At 74.1% G+C, this 17390-nt stretch carries 16 protein-coding genes; 5 read left to right on the forward strand and 11 right to left on the reverse strand.

Going from position 1 to position 17390, the window contains the following annotated elements; genetic code table 11:
* Positions 1-897, reverse strand: coding sequence for an arginase family protein (locus RNC47_RS21225; protein ID WP_311601041.1), 897 nt, complete (start codon positions 895-897; stop codon positions 1-3).
* A gap of 783 nt (positions 898-1680) precedes the next feature.
* Entirely contained in the window at positions 1681-2358 is a 678-nt protein-coding gene (locus tag RNC47_RS21230; RefSeq protein WP_311601042.1) for a response regulator transcription factor, read from the reverse strand.
* 343 nt (positions 2359-2701) lie between these two features.
* Between RNC47_RS21230 and pdhA the strand changes: the two genes are divergently transcribed.
* Genes pdhA through RNC47_RS21245 form a run of 3 tightly spaced genes read left to right on the forward strand, consistent with a single transcriptional unit; the run spans position 2702 to position 6515 of the window.
* The gene (pdhA, locus tag RNC47_RS21235; protein WP_394814834.1) at positions 2702-3946 is read left to right on the forward strand and encodes a pyruvate dehydrogenase (acetyl-transferring) E1 component subunit alpha; all 1245 of its coding nucleotides are present in this window, start codon (positions 2702-2704) and stop codon (positions 3944-3946) included.
* A gap of 1 nt (position 3947) precedes the next feature.
* The gene (locus RNC47_RS21240) at positions 3948-4928 is read left to right on the forward strand and encodes an alpha-ketoacid dehydrogenase subunit beta (protein WP_311601043.1); all 981 of its coding nucleotides are present in this window, start codon (positions 3948-3950) and stop codon (positions 4926-4928) included.
* Positions 4929-4955: 27 nt separating this feature from the next.
* Entirely contained in the window at positions 4956-6515 is a 1560-nt protein-coding gene (locus tag RNC47_RS21245; RefSeq protein WP_311601044.1) for a dihydrolipoamide acetyltransferase family protein, read from the forward strand.
* Positions 6516-6597: 82 nt separating this feature from the next.
* Here the strand turns inward: RNC47_RS21245 and RNC47_RS21250 are convergent, their stop codons facing one another.
* From RNC47_RS21250 to RNC47_RS21265, 4 genes are all read right to left on the reverse strand, one after another.
* Positions 6598-7167 (reverse strand): bacterial proteasome activator family protein, encoded by a 570-nt coding sequence (locus RNC47_RS21250; RefSeq protein ID WP_311601045.1) that lies wholly within the window; start codon positions 7165-7167, stop codon positions 6598-6600.
* A 21-nt stretch (positions 7168-7188) separates the two neighbouring features.
* The gene (locus RNC47_RS21255; RefSeq protein WP_311601046.1) at positions 7189-10011 is read right to left on the reverse strand and encodes an ABC transporter permease; all 2823 of its coding nucleotides are present in this window, start codon (positions 10009-10011) and stop codon (positions 7189-7191) included.
* Positions 10008-10757 carry an ABC transporter ATP-binding protein gene (locus RNC47_RS21260; RefSeq protein WP_311601047.1) on the reverse strand — a complete coding sequence of 250 codons (750 nt, stop codon included), beginning with the start codon at positions 10755-10757 and terminating at the stop codon, positions 10008-10010. Before RNC47_RS21260 ends, RNC47_RS21255 begins: the two co-directional genes overlap by 4 nt.
* 70 nt (positions 10758-10827) lie before the next feature.
* Entirely contained in the window at positions 10828-11466 is a 639-nt protein-coding gene (locus RNC47_RS21265) for a PadR family transcriptional regulator (protein WP_311601048.1), read from the reverse strand.
* Positions 11467-11602: 136 nt separating this feature from the next.
* Between RNC47_RS21265 and RNC47_RS21270 the strand changes: the two genes are divergently transcribed.
* Complete coding sequence (locus RNC47_RS21270) at positions 11603-12823, forward strand: sensor histidine kinase (RefSeq protein ID WP_311601049.1); 1221 nt, start codon at positions 11603-11605, stop codon at positions 12821-12823.
* A complete protein-coding gene (locus RNC47_RS21275) occupies positions 12811-13458 on the forward strand; it encodes a response regulator transcription factor (protein WP_311601050.1) in 648 nt (215 codons plus the stop codon). Before RNC47_RS21270 ends, RNC47_RS21275 begins: the two co-directional genes overlap by 13 nt.
* 79 nt (positions 13459-13537) lie before the next feature.
* On the opposite strand, the gene RNC47_RS21280 is transcribed toward RNC47_RS21275, so the two are convergent.
* The 5 genes from RNC47_RS21280 to RNC47_RS21300 form a co-directional block, all read right to left on the reverse strand.
* Positions 13538-13837 carry a hypothetical protein gene (locus RNC47_RS21280; protein WP_311601051.1) on the reverse strand — a complete coding sequence of 100 codons (300 nt, stop codon included), beginning with the start codon at positions 13835-13837 and terminating at the stop codon, positions 13538-13540.
* A 119-nt stretch (positions 13838-13956) separates the two neighbouring features.
* The gene (locus RNC47_RS21285) at positions 13957-14934 is read right to left on the reverse strand and encodes an NAD(P)H-quinone oxidoreductase (RefSeq protein WP_311601052.1); all 978 of its coding nucleotides are present in this window, start codon (positions 14932-14934) and stop codon (positions 13957-13959) included.
* A gap of 76 nt (positions 14935-15010) precedes the next feature.
* Positions 15011-15319: a TFIIB-type zinc ribbon-containing protein gene (locus RNC47_RS21290; protein ID WP_311601053.1), complete on the reverse strand. Its 309-nt coding sequence runs from the start codon at positions 15317-15319 to the stop codon at positions 15011-15013.
* Between the two features lie 45 nt (positions 15320-15364).
* Entirely contained in the window at positions 15365-16210 is an 846-nt protein-coding gene (locus RNC47_RS21295; RefSeq protein ID WP_311601054.1) for a phosphotransferase family protein, read from the reverse strand.
* A gap of 6 nt (positions 16211-16216) precedes the next feature.
* Positions 16217-17332: a potassium channel family protein gene (locus RNC47_RS21300; RefSeq protein WP_311601055.1), complete on the reverse strand. Its 1116-nt coding sequence runs from the start codon at positions 17330-17332 to the stop codon at positions 16217-16219.
* Between the last annotated feature and the right edge of the window lie 58 nt (positions 17333-17390).

Below are 17390 nucleotides of genomic sequence, written 5' to 3' on the forward strand. Positions count from 1 at the left end.
TCAGGACTCCACGGTAGAGGCACCGTGCACCACGAAGTGCGCGACGAGGTAGGCGGCGAGGTTGGCGGTCTGGTCGTGCAGGTCGGTGAGCGGGTTGACCTCGGTCAGCACCATGGCGTCCACGTGCGGCGCCAGCCGCTGCACGAGGTGCAGCGCCTGGTAGGAGGTGAGCCCACCCGGCTCGTGCGCTCCGGCGCCCGGCGCGTGCGCCGGGTCGACGCAGTCGATGTCGAACGCGAGCAGCACCCGGTCCGCGCCGGCGACATGGGCCAGCACGTCGTCCACGACCGGGTCGACGCCGCGCCGGTGGATCTCGGCGGCCGGGATGTTCCGCAGCCCGCGCTCCTCGCGGTAGGCGAGCGAGGAGGGGAAGTTGAAGTGGCGGGAGGCGAGCTGCAGGGACCGGGAGACGTCGACGTTCGGCAGCTCGCTGGCGCGGCGCATCCCGGAGGAGTGGCTGTGAGTGCCCTGCTGCTCGTTGCGGTCCAGCAGGTCGAGGTGGGCGTCCAGGTGGACCACGGCCACCGAGCCGGGACCCGACTCGGCGAGCCCACGGGCGGCCGGGAAGAGCAGCGAGTCGTCGCCGCCGAGCAGCACCGGCACCCGGCCGCCGGCCAGCGCCGCCCGCACCGCGTCGGCGGCGGCCGCCAGGGTCGCGGTCAGGTCGTGCGCCACGGTGGCCACGTCGCCGCCGTCGGTCAGCAGGTCCTCGGGGAAGGGGTGGGTGGTGCCGTGGTCCAGGCAGTAGATCCGCCCGTCCTCGCGGCGCTGCAGGATCCAGCCCATGGCGGCGCGGATCCGGGCGGGGGCGTAGCGGCTGCCGGGCCAGCCGAGCGTGGCGGCGCCGTCGAACGGCGCGCCGAGCAGCGTGAAACGGCGGGTGGTGGAGACGGACACGGGGCTCCTCGGGCCGGGGGTGGGCGGGCAGGCGCACATCCTGCGGGCGCCCGGCCGGGCGACCTACCGCCGCGATGTCGAACGGCCGCCTCGGCGACTGGCCCAGGTGTCCAGTACGGGCGGCTGCCGCCGTGGCATAACGGGACGGAGGGGGGCAGGTCGGCCGTTGGGGCGTCGGGTTACTTCTGCGTTACGCCCCTGCCGGGGCGAGCGGCTCGAAGGGACAGCGACCACGGCGGACCTCCCCCACCCGCCCCCTTCGCGCTCCGCGCGGGGGCCGGCGCGGCGCCGCCTGCGGCCGTGGCGGGCGCTGCGCGGTCTCTCCCCCAGCCGCCCGCCCTCTTCGCGCTGCGCGCGGGGGCCGGTGCGGCCCACCTGCGGCGGGGCTGCAGGCGCGAGCCGGTGATCTGCGGCCTTTCCCCGCCCGCCCGCCCTTTCCGTGCTCCGCACGGGCGGGCGCGGGCGCGGTCTGTGGAGGATTTGCCGCCAGGGCGGCGGGGACTGCCTGTGCGGCTGCGAGTGCGAGCCGGCGTGGTGCGCGGCTTCCCCCGCCCATCCGCCCGTTTCGCGCGCTCCGCGCGCTTCCCGTTGGGCTGGCGCCCCGCGGTTGCGCCATGCGCGGGGTGGGCGCCTCGCCCGGCCTGCGGCGGCTTCGCCGCTGGGTCGGCGCCACTCGCGGCCTTCCCCCCGTCCGTCCTTTCCGCGCTTCGCGCGGGGGAGGGGGCGGCCGCGTCGGCCGCGCTGGCCACCCGCCAGGGCGGGTGGGCGCGGCTGCGGCGGCTGCTAGTGGTCGGCGGGGCGTTCGGCCTGGCGGCGGGCGACGTAGGCCGCGGCCTGGGCGCGGCGGGACATGCCGAGTTTGGCCAGCACGCTGCTCACGTAGTTCTTGATCGTCTTCTCGGCGAGGTGCATCTCCTCGCCGATCGCCCGGTTGGTGAGGCCGTCGCCGATCAGGTCGAGGATGCGGCGTTCCTGGTCCGTGAGCCGGGCCAGCCGCTCGTCGTCCTCGCGGGTCGCGCCCGTGCCGCCGCCGCGCAGCCGGTCGAGGACGCGGCGCGTCGCCTCCGGGTCGAGGAGGGACTTGCCGGCCGCCACGTCCCGCACGGCGGCCAGTAGTTCGTTGCCCCGGATGGCCTTCAGGACGTAGCCGGACGCGCCCGCCATGATGGCGTCGAACAGCGCCTCGTCGTCCGCGTAGGACGTCAACATCAGGCACCGGATCGACTCGTCGCGCGAGCGGATCTCCCGGCACACCTCGACGCCGCTGCCGTCCGGCAGGCGCACGTCGAGCACCGCCACGTCGGGCCTCGCGGCCGGGATCCGGTTGAGCGCGTCGGCCGCCGTGCCCGCCTCGCCCACCACCTCGATGTCCGGCTCGACGGCGAGCAACTCGTGCACGCCCCGGCGCACCACCTCGTGGTCATCGAGGAGAAATACGCTGATTTTTCCGCCCTCGGACACACCGCAAGTGTCACACAACGGCGCGTGCACCGCTCTTCACGCGACCCGGTTGCCCGGGTTAACGTGCACCTGTCCCCAAGCCCTGCCAGGCTTGATGCCGTCTCGTTCCACAACCCATACAAGTACTTGGATTTCCAGGTAAATCCGCAGGTCAGGGGTCTTTTCACAGCTTGTGATCCCAACGGATACCGTGCTCTTATTGGGCCGTCGAACGGGACGCGATCGGGACAAAGAACCGCTCGGTTCCGTCCAGGCCGCACCCACCCCCGTGCGCCGTACGGGACCGGGCGGACCGCACTGGCCGCCCGGCGGACCCCGGGGGCCGGACCGACGGAGGACACGAGTGACTGTGGAGAGCAGCACCGAGGCGGGCGGGACCCCACGCCGTGCCGCGGCGCGGAAGAGCACGACGAAGAAGTCCCCGGCCAGGAAGAGCACGGCGAAGAAGGCCACGGCGAAGCGGAGCGGCCCGGGCGGCAAGGCGGCCGCGAGCCGGCCGGCGGAGCCCGCGATGGTGCAGTTGCTGACGCCCGAGGGCGAGCGCGTCGAGCACCCCGACTACTCCCTCGACATCACCCACGAGGAGATCCGCGGCCTGTACCGCGACATGGTCCTCACCCGCCGCTTCGACGCTGAGGCCACCGCCCTCCAGCGCCAGGGCGAGCTGGGTCTCTGGCCGTCGCTGCTCGGCCAGGAGGCCGCGCAGATCGGCTCGGGCCGCGCCCTGCGCCCCGACGACTACGTCTTCCCGACCTACCGCGAGCACGGCGTCGCCTGGTGCCGCGGCGTCGACCCGACCCTGCTGCTCGGCATGTTCCGCGGCGTCAACCACGGCGGCTGGGACCCCAACAGCAACAACTTCCACCTCTACACCATCGTCATCGGCTCCCAGGCCCTGCACGCCACCGGCTACGCGATGGGCGTGCGGATGGACGGCTCGGACAGCGCCGTGCTCGCCTACTTCGGCGACGGCGCGTCCAGCCAGGGCGACGTGGCCGAGGCGTTCACCTTCGCCGCCGTCTACCAGGCGCCGGTCGTCTTCTTCTGCCAGAACAACCAGTGGGCCATCTCCGAGCCCATCGAGCGGCAGACCCGCGTGCCGCTCTACCAGCGCGCCGCCGGCTACGGCTTCCCCGGCGTCCGCGTGGACGGCAACGACGTGCTGGCGGTCCTGGCCGTGACCCGCGCCGCCGCCGAGCACGTGCGCACCGGGCAGGGCCCGATCCTGGTGGAGGCCTTCACCTACCGGATGGGCGCGCACACCACCTCGGACGACCCGACCAGGTACCGCCGCAAGGAGGACCTGGAGGCGTGGGAGGCCAAGGACCCGATCCTGCGGCTGCGCCGGCTCCTGGAGCGGGAGGGCGCGGCGGACGACGCGTTCTTCGCCGCGCTCGACGAGGAGAGCGACGCGCTGGCCAGGCGGGTCAGGGAGGCCATCAGGACCATGCCGGACCCGGACGCCATGGCCGTCTTCGAGAACGTGTACGCGGACGGGCATCCGCTGGTGGACGAGGAGCGCGCCCAGTTCGCCGACTACCTCGCCTCCTTCACCGACCACGAGCACCAGCAGCACGGGGGGAACTGACATGGCCGCCGAGAAGATGGCGATCGCCAAGGCGCTCAACTCCTCGCTCCGCAAGGCGCTGGAGGCCGACCCCAAGGTCGTGGTGATGGGCGAGGACGTCGGCAAGCTGGGCGGCGTCTTCCGCATCACGGACGGGCTGCAGAAGGACTTCGGCGAGGACCGGGTCATCGACACGCCGCTGGCCGAGTCCGGCATCATCGGTACCGCGATCGGTCTGGCGCTGCGCGGGTACCGGCCGGTGGCGGAGATCCAGTTCGACGGCTTCGTCTTCCCCGCGTACGACCAGATCGTCACCCAGCTGGCGAAGATGCACGCCAGGTCGCTGGGGAAGGTGAAGCTGCCGGTGGTCATCCGCATCCCCTACGGCGGCGGCATCGGCGCGGTGGAGCACCACAGCGAGTCGCCCGAGGCGCTGTTCGCGCACGTCGCCGGCTTGAAGATCGTGACGCCCGCGAACCCGTCCGACGCGTACTGGATGCTGCAGCAGGCGATCGAGTGCGACGACCCGGTCGTCTTCTTCGAACCCAAGTCGCGTTACTGGGAGAAGGGCGAGGTCGACCCGACCGGCATCCCCGGGCCGCTGCACGCGGCGAAGGTGGTGCGGGACGGCACCGACCTGACGATCGCGGCCTACGGGCCGACCGTGCGGACGGCGCTCGCGGCGGCCGAGGCGGCGGCCGAGGACGGCACGTCGATCGAGGTCGTGGACATGCGGTCGGTCTCGCCGATCGACTTCGACACGATCCAGCGGTCGGTGGAGCGGACCGGCCGGCTGGTGGTGGCGCACGAGGCGCCGGTCTTCTTCGGTTCCGGGGCCGAGGTGGCCGCCCGGATCACGGAGCGGTGTTTCTATCATCTGGAGGCCCCCGTGCTGCGGGTCGGCGGGTTCCACGCGCCGTATCCGCCGGCACGGCTCGAGGAGGAGTACCTTCCTGGGCTCGACCGGGTGCTGGACAGCGTCGACCGCGCCTTGGCGTACTGAGGCGAGAGGCTGAGGAGAGTCGTGACGATGTCTGCGGCACAGCGGTTCCGAGAGTTCCGGATGCCGGACGTGGGCGAGGGGCTCACGGAGGCCGAGATCCTGAAGTGGCTCGTCCAGCCGGGTGACACGGTGAGCGACGGCCAGGTGGTGGTGGAGGTGGAGACCGCCAAGGCGGCGGTCGAGCTGCCGATCCCCTACGACGGCGTGGTCAGGGAGGTGCACTTCCCCGAGGGGCGGACGGTCGACGTCGGAACGCCGATCATCACCGTGGACACGGACCCCTCGGCGGCGGAGCCCGCACCTGAGCAGGAGCCGTCCGCCGCCACAGCCGCCGAAGGCGGCGAGGGCGGCGGAGGCCGGGAGCCGGTGCTGGTCGGCTACGGCGTCTCCACCGCCACGCCGAAGCGGCGCCCCCGCCGGGCGCCTGCCGGCGGCGAGGCGAACCGCGGCCGCGCCGCCGGGCAGGCCGCCCCGGCCCAGCAGCCAGGCGGACCGGCCGGTGGCGGGCAGCGGGGCCCGGCGCCCGCCGACCAAGGACCGGCGCCGGCCGGCAGGTCCAACGGGTGGGAGCCCGCGCACCTGCCCGGCGGGCATGACGCCGCCGGGGGCTATGGCGGGCCCGCCCTGCCGCAGGGCGTCGAGGGCGACCGCGTGGCCGTCGCCCCGCCCAGGGACGGCCGTCCGTTGGCCAAGCCGCCGGTGCGGAAGCTGGCGAAGGATCTGGGCGTGGACCTGGCCACCGTCATCCCCAGTGGCCCGAACGGCGTCGTGACCAGGGAGGACGTCCACGCGGCCGTCGCCCCCAGGCCGGCGCCGACCGCCGCCGAGGCCGAGGCCGCCGCCGAGGCGGCCGCGGCCGACGTCGTGCCGCAGTCGCTGGCGGAGATCAGGGAGCGGCGGGTGCCGATCAAGGGGGTGCGGAAGGCGACCGCGCAGGCCATGGTCGGCAGCGCCTTCACCGCCCCGCACGTCACCGAGTTCGTGACGATCGACGTCACCAGGACCGTGCGTCTGGTGGAGCGGCTGCGGCAGGACCCGGACATGGCCGGGCTGCGGGTGAACGCGCTGCTGCTGGTCGCCAAGGCGCTGCTGGTGGCGATCCGCCGCAACCCGGAGATCAACGCCGCCTGGGACGAGGACCGCCAGGAGATCGTCTACAAGGAGTACGTGAACCTGGGCATCGCGGCGGCGACGCCCCGTGGCCTGATCGTCCCGAACATCAAGGACGCCGGCGCCAAGACGCTGCCCGAGCTGGCCAGCGCGCTGAGCCTGCTGGTGAACACGGCCAGGGACGGCAGGACCGCGCCGGGCGACATGCGGGGCGGCACGGTCACCATCACCAACATCGGCGTGTTCGGCATCGACACCGGGACGCCGATCCTCAACCCGGGCGAGTCCGCGATCCTGGCGTTCGGCGCCATCAGGCAGCAGCCCTGGGTGCACAAGGGGAAGGTGAAGCCGCGGCACGTCACCACCCTGGCGCTCTCGTTCGACCACCGGCTGGTGGACGGCGAGCTGGGCTCCCGGGTGCTGGCGGACGTGGCGGCCGTGCTGGAGCACCCGCGGCGGCTGATCACCTGGAGTTAGACGCGGCCACGAGAAGACCGGCGGTGCCGGCCGGGCCCTGGGGCCTCGGCCGGCACCGCCGGTCGCGGGTCGTCGCGTTCAGTCACAGATAGGGGCCGGAGCGCGCCCCGCCGTGGGCGTCGGGCCCCTGCTCCTGCTCGTCGCCGAACGCGCCGGGCGGCAGCGCCCGCCGCATCTGCTCCAGCTGCGCCCTGGCCGCCATCTGCTGGGCGAAGAGCGCCGTCTGGATGCCGTGGAACAGGCCCTCGAGCCAGCCCACCAGCTGCGCCTGGGCGATCCGCAGCTCCGCCTCGGTCGGCACGCCGTCGTCGGTGAACGGAAGGGAGAGCCGCTCCAGCTCGTCGACGAGCTCAGGGGCGAGGCCCTCCTCCAGTTCCTTGACCGAGCTGGCGTGGATCTCCTTGAGGCGGACCCGGCTGGCCTCGTCGAGCGGGGCCGCCTTCACCTCCTCGAGCAGCTGCTTGATCATGCTGCCGATCCGCATGACCTTCGCCGGCTGCTCCACCATCTCGGTCACGGGGATCTCCGAGCGGCCCTCGTCGCCGTCGTCGCCGTTGCGCTTGGGCGCGGGGCTGCTGAGCGCCATCCCGTCGGGTCCGACGACCAGGATCTGGGCGTTCTCCTGGGGCGGTTCGTTCCTCGGCTGAGTCATACCCCCATCATGCAACGCCGGTCACCCCGCGCGCCGCGCGAGGGTGATGCGGGAGCGCGTCAGCAGGGTGGCCACCAGACAGGCGACGAGCGGCACCACGACGATCAGCTGGCCGAAGGTGGTCCACGGCAGCTCGATGAACAGCTCCGGCCTGACGCCCGGGTCCCAGCCGTCGTCCCACGCTCTCTCCCAGCCCTGGAGATTGGACCGGTGGTCGGCGAGCCGCAGCGCGATGGCCGGGATGATGCCGGACAGCGCGCCGAGCAGCACCCCCATGGCGGCGATGAGACCGCACTGGAGTCCGGAGAGGGTACGCCGGACGCGCGGGGTGGCGCCGACCGCGGCGAGGGTGGCCAGGTCGGCCTCGGAGTCGGCCTGTGCCAGGCCGGTGGCGATGCCGGCGGCGCCCAGCGCGAGGATGGCGGCGGCCAGCGAGAGGATGATCAGCTCCATCGAGGTGTCGCCGTCGAAGCCGTCCTCCACGACCGTCCACGGCGCCTCGACGACGCCGTTGCGGTTGGCCAGCTCTTCGAGGTCGCCGTTGACGGCCTGCTGCTCGGCCTCGGTGGGCACCCGGTCGGTGGCGTAGTAGCTGCCCTCCTCGACGGTGACCAGGCCCGCGGCCTCGGCGGCCGCCGGGGAGACCAGCAGCTCGATGCCGTAGCTCTCGGCGTCGACCGGGTGGCCCGGCAACGTGGTCGAGTCGTCCGGCGGGGTGATGGGCCCGCCACTCTCCTCCCATTCCTCCGGATAGGTGGCGTACCTGTCGATGGTCACCTGATCGTCGGCGTCGAGGTAGCGGCCGGCGAAGACCACGACGTCGCCGCGTTCCAGCGCGTCCCGCGCGCCGTCGTCGTCGATGCCGAGGACGTCGAGCAGTTCGGGGCCCGCGACCACGAGGCCGTTGGTGCCCATCATGCTGCCGTCGGAGGAGGCGCACCGCTCGTCGGTCACCAGCTCACGGCGGTCCGCCGCGTCCAGGTTCTCGCCCTCCGGGCCCCAGAGCGGGCACGCGTTCTCCTCGGGCACCCTCGGCTGGACCAGGCCGCAGTCGTCGACGGACTCGTCGCAGTCGGCCTTGGCGAGCACCCGGTGGACGTCGGCCCGGGTGGTGGTCGGCATCTCGGACTCGACCACCTGCCTGGCCGGGGCGAGCAGCGCCTGCTCGCTCGGCGAGTAGGTGGAGATCGCGACGGTGCCGGTGGGCATCCACGGCTGGTACTCGGCGCGCTGCCGCGCCTGGTCGCTGACCGCGACGGTGGCCACGGCGACCGCGCCGGCCGTGGCGGCCATGATGGCGGCGACGGCGGGGGCGGTGCGGCCACGGTTGCGGGCGGCGTCGCGCAGCGCGAGCCGGCCGGACAGCGGCAGCCGCCTGGCCAGTCGGCCGAAGACGCCGACCAGCAACGGGGTCAGGGCGACGACGCCGAGTTCGGCGATGATCGAGCCGACCGCGACCGTGTTGACGCCGGAGGAGGTCATGGCGCCGAGGATGGCGATCGCGGCGCCGCCGAGCAGCGCGATGAAGCCGATGGTGGGCAGCGCGCGGCTGGCGCGGCGCACCCCGCGGCGGCCGGTGAGGGACTCCAGCACGTCGGTGCGGGCCGCGTTGACGGCCGGGACGACGGCGGCGAGCAGTCCGGTGACGACGGCGAGCAGGGCGATCGCGCCGATCTCCAGCAGCCTGAAGTCCCAGGAGCCGAAGCGGGCGCCGCCGAAGTCCTCCAGCAGCGGGCGGCCGACGAGGGTCAGCAGGATGCCGCCCACGGTGCCGGCGACGGCCGCGCCGGCGCCGAGCACCACGCCGCTGGCGAGCATGATGGCGCGCAGCTGCTTGCGGTCGCCGCCGTTGGCGCCGACCAGGCCGAGCTGGCGGCGGGCGCGGCGGGCGCCCACGGCGAAGGCGGGGCCGGCGAGCAGGCAGATCTCCAGGATGATCAGCGAGACGACGGTGCCGATGGTCGCCATGGCCTCGGCGCCGATCGACGAGTCGCCGAAGTCGTCGGCCACCAGCACCTGGTCGGCCGGGGGCGGGTTGAGCGTGACGTCGCGTGAGACGACGGTCATGCCCAGCTCGTTGGCGCGCAGCACGGCCGGCCAGTCGACGACGCCCTCGGGGACGTCGACCAGGAAGGTGTCGGTGCCCGTGCCCCAGTCGTTGTCCTGCTGCACATGAGGCAGGACGGCGCCGGGGAGCGCGATCAGCTGATCGGTGTCGAGGCCGCTCGGCAGCTCGTACGCGCCGGTGACCCGGTAGGGCTCGTCGATGCCGCCGAGGGTGATCTCGGAGCCGACCCGCAGCCCCGAGGTGTCGAGGAACGCCTGGGTGGCGGCGACCTCGCCCGGCTCGCTGGGGAACTCGCCGCGCAGCAGGGTGAGCATGCCCTCGGTGAGCGGGTTGGCGGCGTCGATCTCGCGGAGTTCGACGTTGGTGAGTCCGGTGCTGGTGGAGGAGGTGACGTAGGCGGTGGTGTCGGAGAGCAGGCTGGCGCCGTCCGGCAGCGCCTCCTGGACCTGCGCGAGCACCTCGTCGTCCGACCTGGGGTCGTCCTCCCAGACCGCGTCGTCGGCGTTCTCGTCGTACTCGACGTAGTCGCCCTCGGGGTTCTGGCGGACGGGCGAGCCCTGGGTGGCGATCTCGTAGCGGGCGTCGGCCGCGCCGAGTTCACGGGTCAGGTTCTCGGCGGGGGAGAGCTGGGCGGTGCGGAAGGTCAGGTCGGCGGCCGACACCGCGAGGATGGGCAGCGCGATCATGGCGATCACCAGGGCGCTGCGGCCCTTGGCGCGGCGGGCGTCGCGGCGCGCGATGCGCAGCGCGAGCCGCCAGGTGCTGAGACGCCTCACCTGGTCGCCTCGCTGGTGAGCAGGGACTCGGCGGTGCCGGCGGCCGACTCGTCGACGATCCGGCCGTCGCGCAGGAAGACCAGCCGGTCGGCCCAGGCGGCGTAGCGGGACTCGTGGGTGACGAGGACGACGGCGGCGCCCTCGTCGCAGCGGCGGCGCAGCAGGGCGAGGACGGCCTCGCCGGTCTCGGAGTCGAGGGCGCCGGTGGGCTCGTCGGCGAGGACGAGGCGGCGGTCGCCGACCAGGGCGCGGGCGATGGCGACGCGCTGCTGCTGGCCGCCGGACATCTCGTCGGGGAAGCGCTCGGCGACCTCGGGCAGGCCGATCTCCTCCAGCGCGGCGAGCGCCTCGCGGCGGGCGGCGCGGGAGGAGGTGCCGTCGAGTTCGCGCGGCAGGGCGATGTTCTCGGCGGCGGTGAGGGCCGGGATGAGGTTGTAGTCCTGGAAGACGTACCCGATGTGGGTGCGGCGGACCTTGGCGAGCTGGCCCCGGCTGAGGGCGCCGAGGTCCTGGCCCTCGACCAGCACCTGCCCGCCGGTGGCGGTGTCGAGGCCGCCGGCGAGGGTGAGCAGCGTGGACTTGCCGGACCCCGAGGGGCCCATCACGGCGACGAACTCGCCGGCCCTGACGGCGAGGTCGATGCCGCGCAGGGCGTGGACGGCGGCGACGCCGCTGCCGTGCACGCGGGCGAGCTGGCGCAGTTCGAGCACGGCGGAGCCGGTCTCGGGCCTGGGTGTGTCGGTCATGTCGAGGTTCCCCCCTCGGGCTGGATGCGTATGTCGGCCTGGCGGCCGGCGAGGTCCGGGGCCGCGCCGGTCACGGCCGGGCTCCGGGCCGGCGGCCCGCCGTCGCCGCGGGGTCGGGCGTGTCGGGCTCGTCGGCGGGCGGGGCGCTGGGCGCCGAGACGGGGCGGTCGCGACGGTCCCGGGCGAACCGGACGAGGCGTGACTCGCAGTGGTCGAGCCAGCGGTTCTCCGCCTCGGCGAAGAAGATGAGCTGGTCGAGGACGAGCAGCCAGGCCATCTCGTCGCTGGTGTCGGGCCCGGCGGCCAGGGCGCGGGCCTTGAGGCGGGTGTAGCCCTGCATGGCCTGGAGGGTGTGGCGCCGCTGGGCCTGGATGATCTCGGCGACGTCGACGCCGGGCGTGCCCACGGCCATGGCGAGCTTGATGGCGAGCTCGTCCCTGGCGGGCTGGGTGCGGTCGACGGGCCGCGAGAACCATTCGGCGAGCTCGCGGCGTCCCGGCTCCGTGATGGCGTAGAGCTGCTGCTTGGCGTCGCCGCCGCCCTCGGGCGTGATCAGGCCGTCGCGTTCCAGGCGCTGGAGCGTCGTGTAGACCTGCCCGATGTTGAGGGGCCAGGTGGCTCCGGTGCGGGACTCGAAGTCGGTGCGGAGCTGGGAGCCGTACCGAGGGCCGGACTCAAGGAGGGCGAGTAGGCCGTAGCGAATGGACATACCGCGTATGTATACCGAGTATGTCGCCCGGGGCGCAAGGCGAGTCGGGGTCGTCTCGGGGTCGAGTCAGGGTGAGCGGGAACGGTAGACCCTGCTGTAGTGCGCTCGCCGCCGCGGATGGCCCAGACTGCTTCCCATGCGTGAACGGCAGGATCGATGGACCGAGGTGAGGCGAGGGGCCGGCTATCTGCTGGGCACCCTGCCGGCGGCGATGGCCTTGCTCACCGTGCTCCCGCTCTTCGTGGTCGGGGTGCTGACCTCGGGTCTCCCGTGGGTGCTCAGGCCCCTCGGGGAGTCGGCCGACTGGCACCGCCGCCGGGCCGCCGGGCTGCTCGGCGCCCCGGTCGACGCGCCGGCGTCCGCCGACCGTCGGGCCGCGCCGCCCCGCGGCTTCGCCGCCGCCTGGCGGCACGCGATGCGCTCCCCCGAGACCCGGCGGCTCCTGCGCTGGTTGCCGACCGCGATCGGCACCGGGCTGCTGGCCGGCCTCGCCGCGGTGCTCTTCCTCGGCATGGCGGTGGGCGGCGTGATCATGGCGCCGATCCGGCCGGTGTTCGACCTGGAGTCGTCCTTCGGGTACGTGGGCCTGGCCTCCATACCCCTGGACCTCGGCCAGTCGCTGGTCGGCGCCGCGCTCACCTGGTGGCTGCTGCCGCGGCTCGCCCGCTGGCACGCCGGCGTCTGCCTGGCCGGGTTGGAGCCGTCGGCCGAGGAGCGGCTGGCCGAGCGGGTCGGCGAGCTGACCGAGTCGCGGGCCGGGGTGCTCGACGCGCACGGCGCCGAACTGCGCCGCATCGAGCGGGACCTGCACGACGGGGCGCAGGCCAGGCTCGTGGCCATCGCGATGCGTCTCGGGGTGGCCAGGGAGCAGCTGCCGGAGGACGACGGCCGGTTGGCCACGCTGTTGAAGGAGGCGCACGAGGGCGCCGAGGAGGCGATGACCGAGCTGCGGGACGTGATCCGCACCATCTACCCGCCGATCCTGGCCGACCGGGGTCTGGAGGGCGCGATCGCCGCCGTGGCGGCGCGGTCCGCCGTCCCGGTCGAGGTGGACTGCGCGGAGCTCGGCGAGCTGCCGCCGGCGGTGTCGGCCGCCGCGTACTTCATCGTGACCGAGTCCCTGACCAACGCGGCCAAGCACAGCGGCGCGGACCACGCCCGGGTGCGGCTGACCAGGTCCGACGACCGGCTGCTCGTCGAGGTCACGGACGACGGCGTCGGCGGCGTCGACGAGGCGCGCGGCACCGGCGTGGTCGGCATCCGGCGGCGGGCGGCGGCGCTCGACGGCTCGGTGCTGGTCACCAGTCCGGCGGGCGGCCCGACCGAGATCACCGTGGAGCTGCCGTGCGGGTCGTGATCGCCGAGGACAACGTGCTGCTCTCCGCCGGGCTCGAACTCATCCTCTCCACCCGGGACATCGAGGTCGCCGAGGTGGTCACGGACGGCCCCGGGCTGCTGGCGGCCGTCGGCCGGCACGAGCCGGACGCGGTGATAGCCGACGTGCGGCTGCCGCCGACCTTCCACGACGAGGGCGTCCGCGCCGCGCTGGAGCTGCGGCGGGAGCGTCCCGGGCTTCCGGTGTTGGTGCTGTCCCAGTACGTGGAGAAGATCTACGCGCGCGAGCTGTTGTCGGACGGCTCGGGGGCGGTGGGCTACCTGCTCAAGGACCGGGTGAGCCGGGTCGGCGAGTTCGTCGACGCGCTGACCCGGGTGGCGGCCGGCGGCACCGTGATGGATCCGGAGGTCGTCGCCCAGCTCCTCACCAGCGCGCCCCGGGGGCCGGTCGACAGCCTCACCGCCCGCGAGCGGGAGGTGCTGACGTTGATGGCACGTGGCCTGGGCAACGGGGAGATCGCCGCCGACCTCGTGATCACGGAGAACGCGGTGCACAAGCACATCGGCAACATCTTCAGCAAGCTCTCGCTCCCCACGACCGCCCCCGGCCACCGCCGGGTCCTGGCCGTCCTCGCCTATCTCGACGCCAACGCGTAACGCCCACCCGGCCGGCGCCGGAACGGCGCGGCTCGACGAGCCGGGCGTTCGCGGCGAAGGCGGTGCCGCGGCAACGTGGCTATTCGCGGAGCCGGTAGCCGAGGATGCCGAGGCCCAGGCCGAGGCAGGCGAGGCCGGCCCCGAGGGGGAGGACGGGAAGCACCTCGCCGCCCGCGCGGCGGGCCGCGACGGGGGCGGCGTCGCCGTCGTCGCGGACGGGTCCCGGAGTGGTGGGCGCCGGCTCCCACCACAGGATCGGCGCCTCGGCCGGGCGCCGGCCGTCGTCCCGCTCCTCCGCCTCAGGCGCCGACGCCGCCGGGGGGCCCACCGCGGCGGCCGGCTGGGGGAGAAGGGGAGCCGCGACGACCGCCACGGCCACTGCGAAACCCGCCCACACCCTCACAGGCCCGATCCTTCACGCTTCTGTCCGATGATGTAATCGACGATGTAACTAGCGTCACATATCAACACAAAAGCCGCATCCGGGACGAGGGTGGTTCAGCGTGTCAGCACGATCTTCCCGATATGGCCGCTCTCCTCCAGCACCCGGTGCGCCTCGGCCGCGGCCGGCAGCGGCAGCCGCCGGTCCACCACGGGCCGCAGCCGACCGTCCGCGAACATCGGCCAGACGTGCTCCCGCACCTCGGCCACCACGGCCGCCTTCTCGGCCACCGGCCTGGCCCGCAGCGAGGTCGCCGTCACCGAGCCCCGCTTCGCCATCAGCCGCGCCAGGTTCACCTCGGCCTTGACGCCGCCCTGCAGCCCGATGATCGCCAGCCGCCCGCCGGTCGCGAGCGCGTCGATGTTCCTGGCCAGGTACTTGGCGCCCACGATGTCGAGGATCACGTCCGCGCCGTGCCCCTCCGTGGCGACGGACAGCTCGGCCACGAAGTCCTGCTCGCGGTAGTTGATCAGCACCTCGGCCCCCAACTCCGCGCAGCGCGCCAGCTTCTCGTCGCTGCCGGCCGTCACCGCGACCCGCGCCCCGGCCGCCCGGCCGAGCTGGATCGCCATGGTGCCGATGCCGCTGCCGCCGCCGTGCGCGAGCAGCGTCTCGCCGGGGCGCAGCCCGGCGGCCATGAACACGTTGGCCCAGACCGTGCACACCACCTCGGGCAGCGAGGCGGCCGTGGCCAGGTCCATCCCGGCCGGGACCGGCAGCAGTTGCCCGGCCGGCACCGCGACCAGCTCCGCGTAGCCGCCGCCGGTCAGCAGCGCGCACACCTCGTCGCCGACCCGCCAGTCGGCGACCCCGTCCCCGACGGCGACGACCCGCCCCGCGCACTCCAGGCCCGGGTAGGGCGAGGAGCCGGGGGGCGGGTCGTAGAACCCCTGCCGCTGGAGCACGTCGGCGCGGTTGACGCCGGCCGCCGCCACCTCGATCAGGACCTCGCCGGCACGCGGCTCGGCGTCCGGCACTTCCGTCCACACCAGCGCCTCGGGACCCCCGGGCGCGGCAATCGTGATCGCATGCATGGGCGTGACGCTACCGGCACGCCCGCCGGATGAGCAGGGAGCGGGATGGTCGGGTCAGGGGCGGGTCGGAGTCGGGTCAGGAGGAGAAGAAGAGCCCGGAGAGGCCGCCCTTGCGGCGGTGGTGGCCGTGGTGCCCGTAGTGGCCGCCGTGCTGCGGGACGCCCCAGGGCGCGGCGGGCGCGGCCGGCTGCTGGTAGTGCGGCTGCGGCGGGGCGGGCGCCGGCGGGGGCGGCGGAGCGGCCTGCGTGTACTGCGACTCGAGCTGCGTGATGTGCTCCAGCTCGCCGTAGTCGAGGAAGATCCCCCGGCATCCGCTGCACTGCTCGATCTGGACCCCACTGCGGTTGAACGTGTGCATCGGGGCACGGCACTTGGGACACTGCATCTTCGGCTCCATCGGCTCAACAGACCACTGGACGTCGTCGCCACCCTACGTCAGGGCGTCGATCCGGCGGCAGGCGTCGACGAAGGCCGCCCCCTCCTCCCGCAGCGGCCGGCCGGCCAGCAGCGCGCGGGCGGCGAGTTGGGCGGTGAGCGCGCGGGCCGGCCCGTCGAGCCAGTCCGGCCAGGGCTCGGCCACGCCATAGCCGGCGAGGAAGCGCCGCCAGTCGGCCTCGTCCACGAGCCCGGCCGCGTACCAGGCCGCCGGCCGCGCCAGGTCCCAGGCCGGGTCGCCGACGCCGAGGTCGTCCACGTCGATCAGCAGCAGCCCGCCGCCGCCCGCCGGGTCGGACACCAACTGGCCGAAGTGGAAGTCCCCGTGACACAGCGCCCGGCGCGCCCCGTCCGTCCGAGCCCCCGTCAGCACCCGCTCCACCAGCCGCCGCTCGGCCGCCGTCGCCGCGCCCGGCGCCGCCGCCAGCCGCGCCACCGCGTCGGCGGCCCGCGCCGGGCCGCCGGCCGCCGGCAACGGCCCGGGACCGAGCGCCGCCGGGTCGACGGCGTGCAGCAGGGCGAGCAGCGCGCCGGCCGCCTCCCACGGCAGCTCGTCGGCGCCGGGATCGATCGGCACCCCGTACGGCCACACCGTCGCGAACCGGCCGCCGGGCAGCGCCCGCACCTCGGCCGGCGGCAGCGGCGGCAGCAGTATCCCGGCCAGCGCCGGGTGCGCGGCCACCCGCAGCCGCGCCGCGAGCACCGCCGCGTCGGTGTCCGGCGCGTGCGCCTTGACGACGGCCGCGCCCACCCGCAGCAGCGTCGCGTCCGACCGGGGCGCGAGCCGCACCGGCGCCGCGCCAGGACCCTCGCCGGCCAGCCGGGCCAGCTCCGCGCTCACGCGGCCCTACCGGCCGGGGATGCGCCAGGAGCCGGGGCCGCGCTCCTTGCGGTGGGCCGCGGCGGCCTTCTCCTCCGCCTTGCTCACCCGGCGGATCACCACGAGCCGGTCGGTCAGCTGCAGCGTCGCCGCCTCCGGGTCGTCGTAGCCGAGCAGCCGGTGCCCGCGTATCACGGAGACCACCAGGTCCTCGCACTCGCGCGGCGACTTCCCGGCCTCCGCCTTGGTCACCGGGCGCTCCCGCAGGCTCAGGCCCTTGCTGTGCTGCACCAGGTCCTCCAGCACCGCGCCCGAGCTCGGGCTGATCATGGAGAGCCCCAGCATCCGGCCCACCGCGCTGGCGCTGGTGATCACCGCGTCGGCGCCGGACTGCCGCAGCAGCGGCACGTTCTCGGCCTCCCGCACCGAGACCACGATCCGCACCTTCTTGCTCAGCTGCCGCACCGTCAACGCCACCAGCACCGCCGTGTCGTCGCGCTGCGTCGAGATCACCACCTGCTTGGCCCGGTCCGCCATGGCCCGGGTCAGCACGCTGCTGCGGGTGGCGTCCCCGATGACCCCGGCGTAGCCGTCGGCGCCGGCCTGCTCGACGACCGCCGGGTTGGGGTCGACGACCACTATCCGGTCCTGCGGCAGGCCGGCGCTCATCAGCGTCTCGGCGGCCGACCTGCCCTTGGTGCCGAAGCCGACGATGACGGTGTGGTCTCGCATGTGCTTCCTCCAGTACGCCAACCGCCACTGCTCGCGGGTGCGCTCGGTCAGCACCTCCAGTGTCGTCCCCACCAGGATGATCAGGAACAGCACCCGGAGCGGGGTGATCAGGAACGTGGTCAGCAGGCGGGCGGTGTCCGTGACCGGGACGACGTCGCCGTAGCCCGTGGTGGAGAGCGACACCGTCACGTAGTAGAGGGTGTCGATGAACCCGACCGGGCCGCCCGCGACGTTGTCCTTGTAGCCGTGGCGGTCCACGTAGACGATGACCACCGCCAGCGCCATCACCCCCAGCGCCATCAGCAGCCGGCGCAGCACCTGCACGAGCGGCCCGGCGACGTAGCGGGGGAGCTGGACGCCGTGCGACAGGTCGTCCAGGGAGGACGAGGGGCGGGCGCTCTTGAGTTTCATGGAGTCGGAACTCGTCTGCTTCTTCTGCTTCGGCTTCGGCTTCGGCGGCTTCGGCTTC

Source organism: Streptomyces millisiae (assembly GCF_031845425.1).
Classification (GTDB): domain Bacteria; phylum Actinomycetota; class Actinomycetes; order Streptomycetales; family Streptomycetaceae; genus Streptomyces; species Streptomyces millisiae.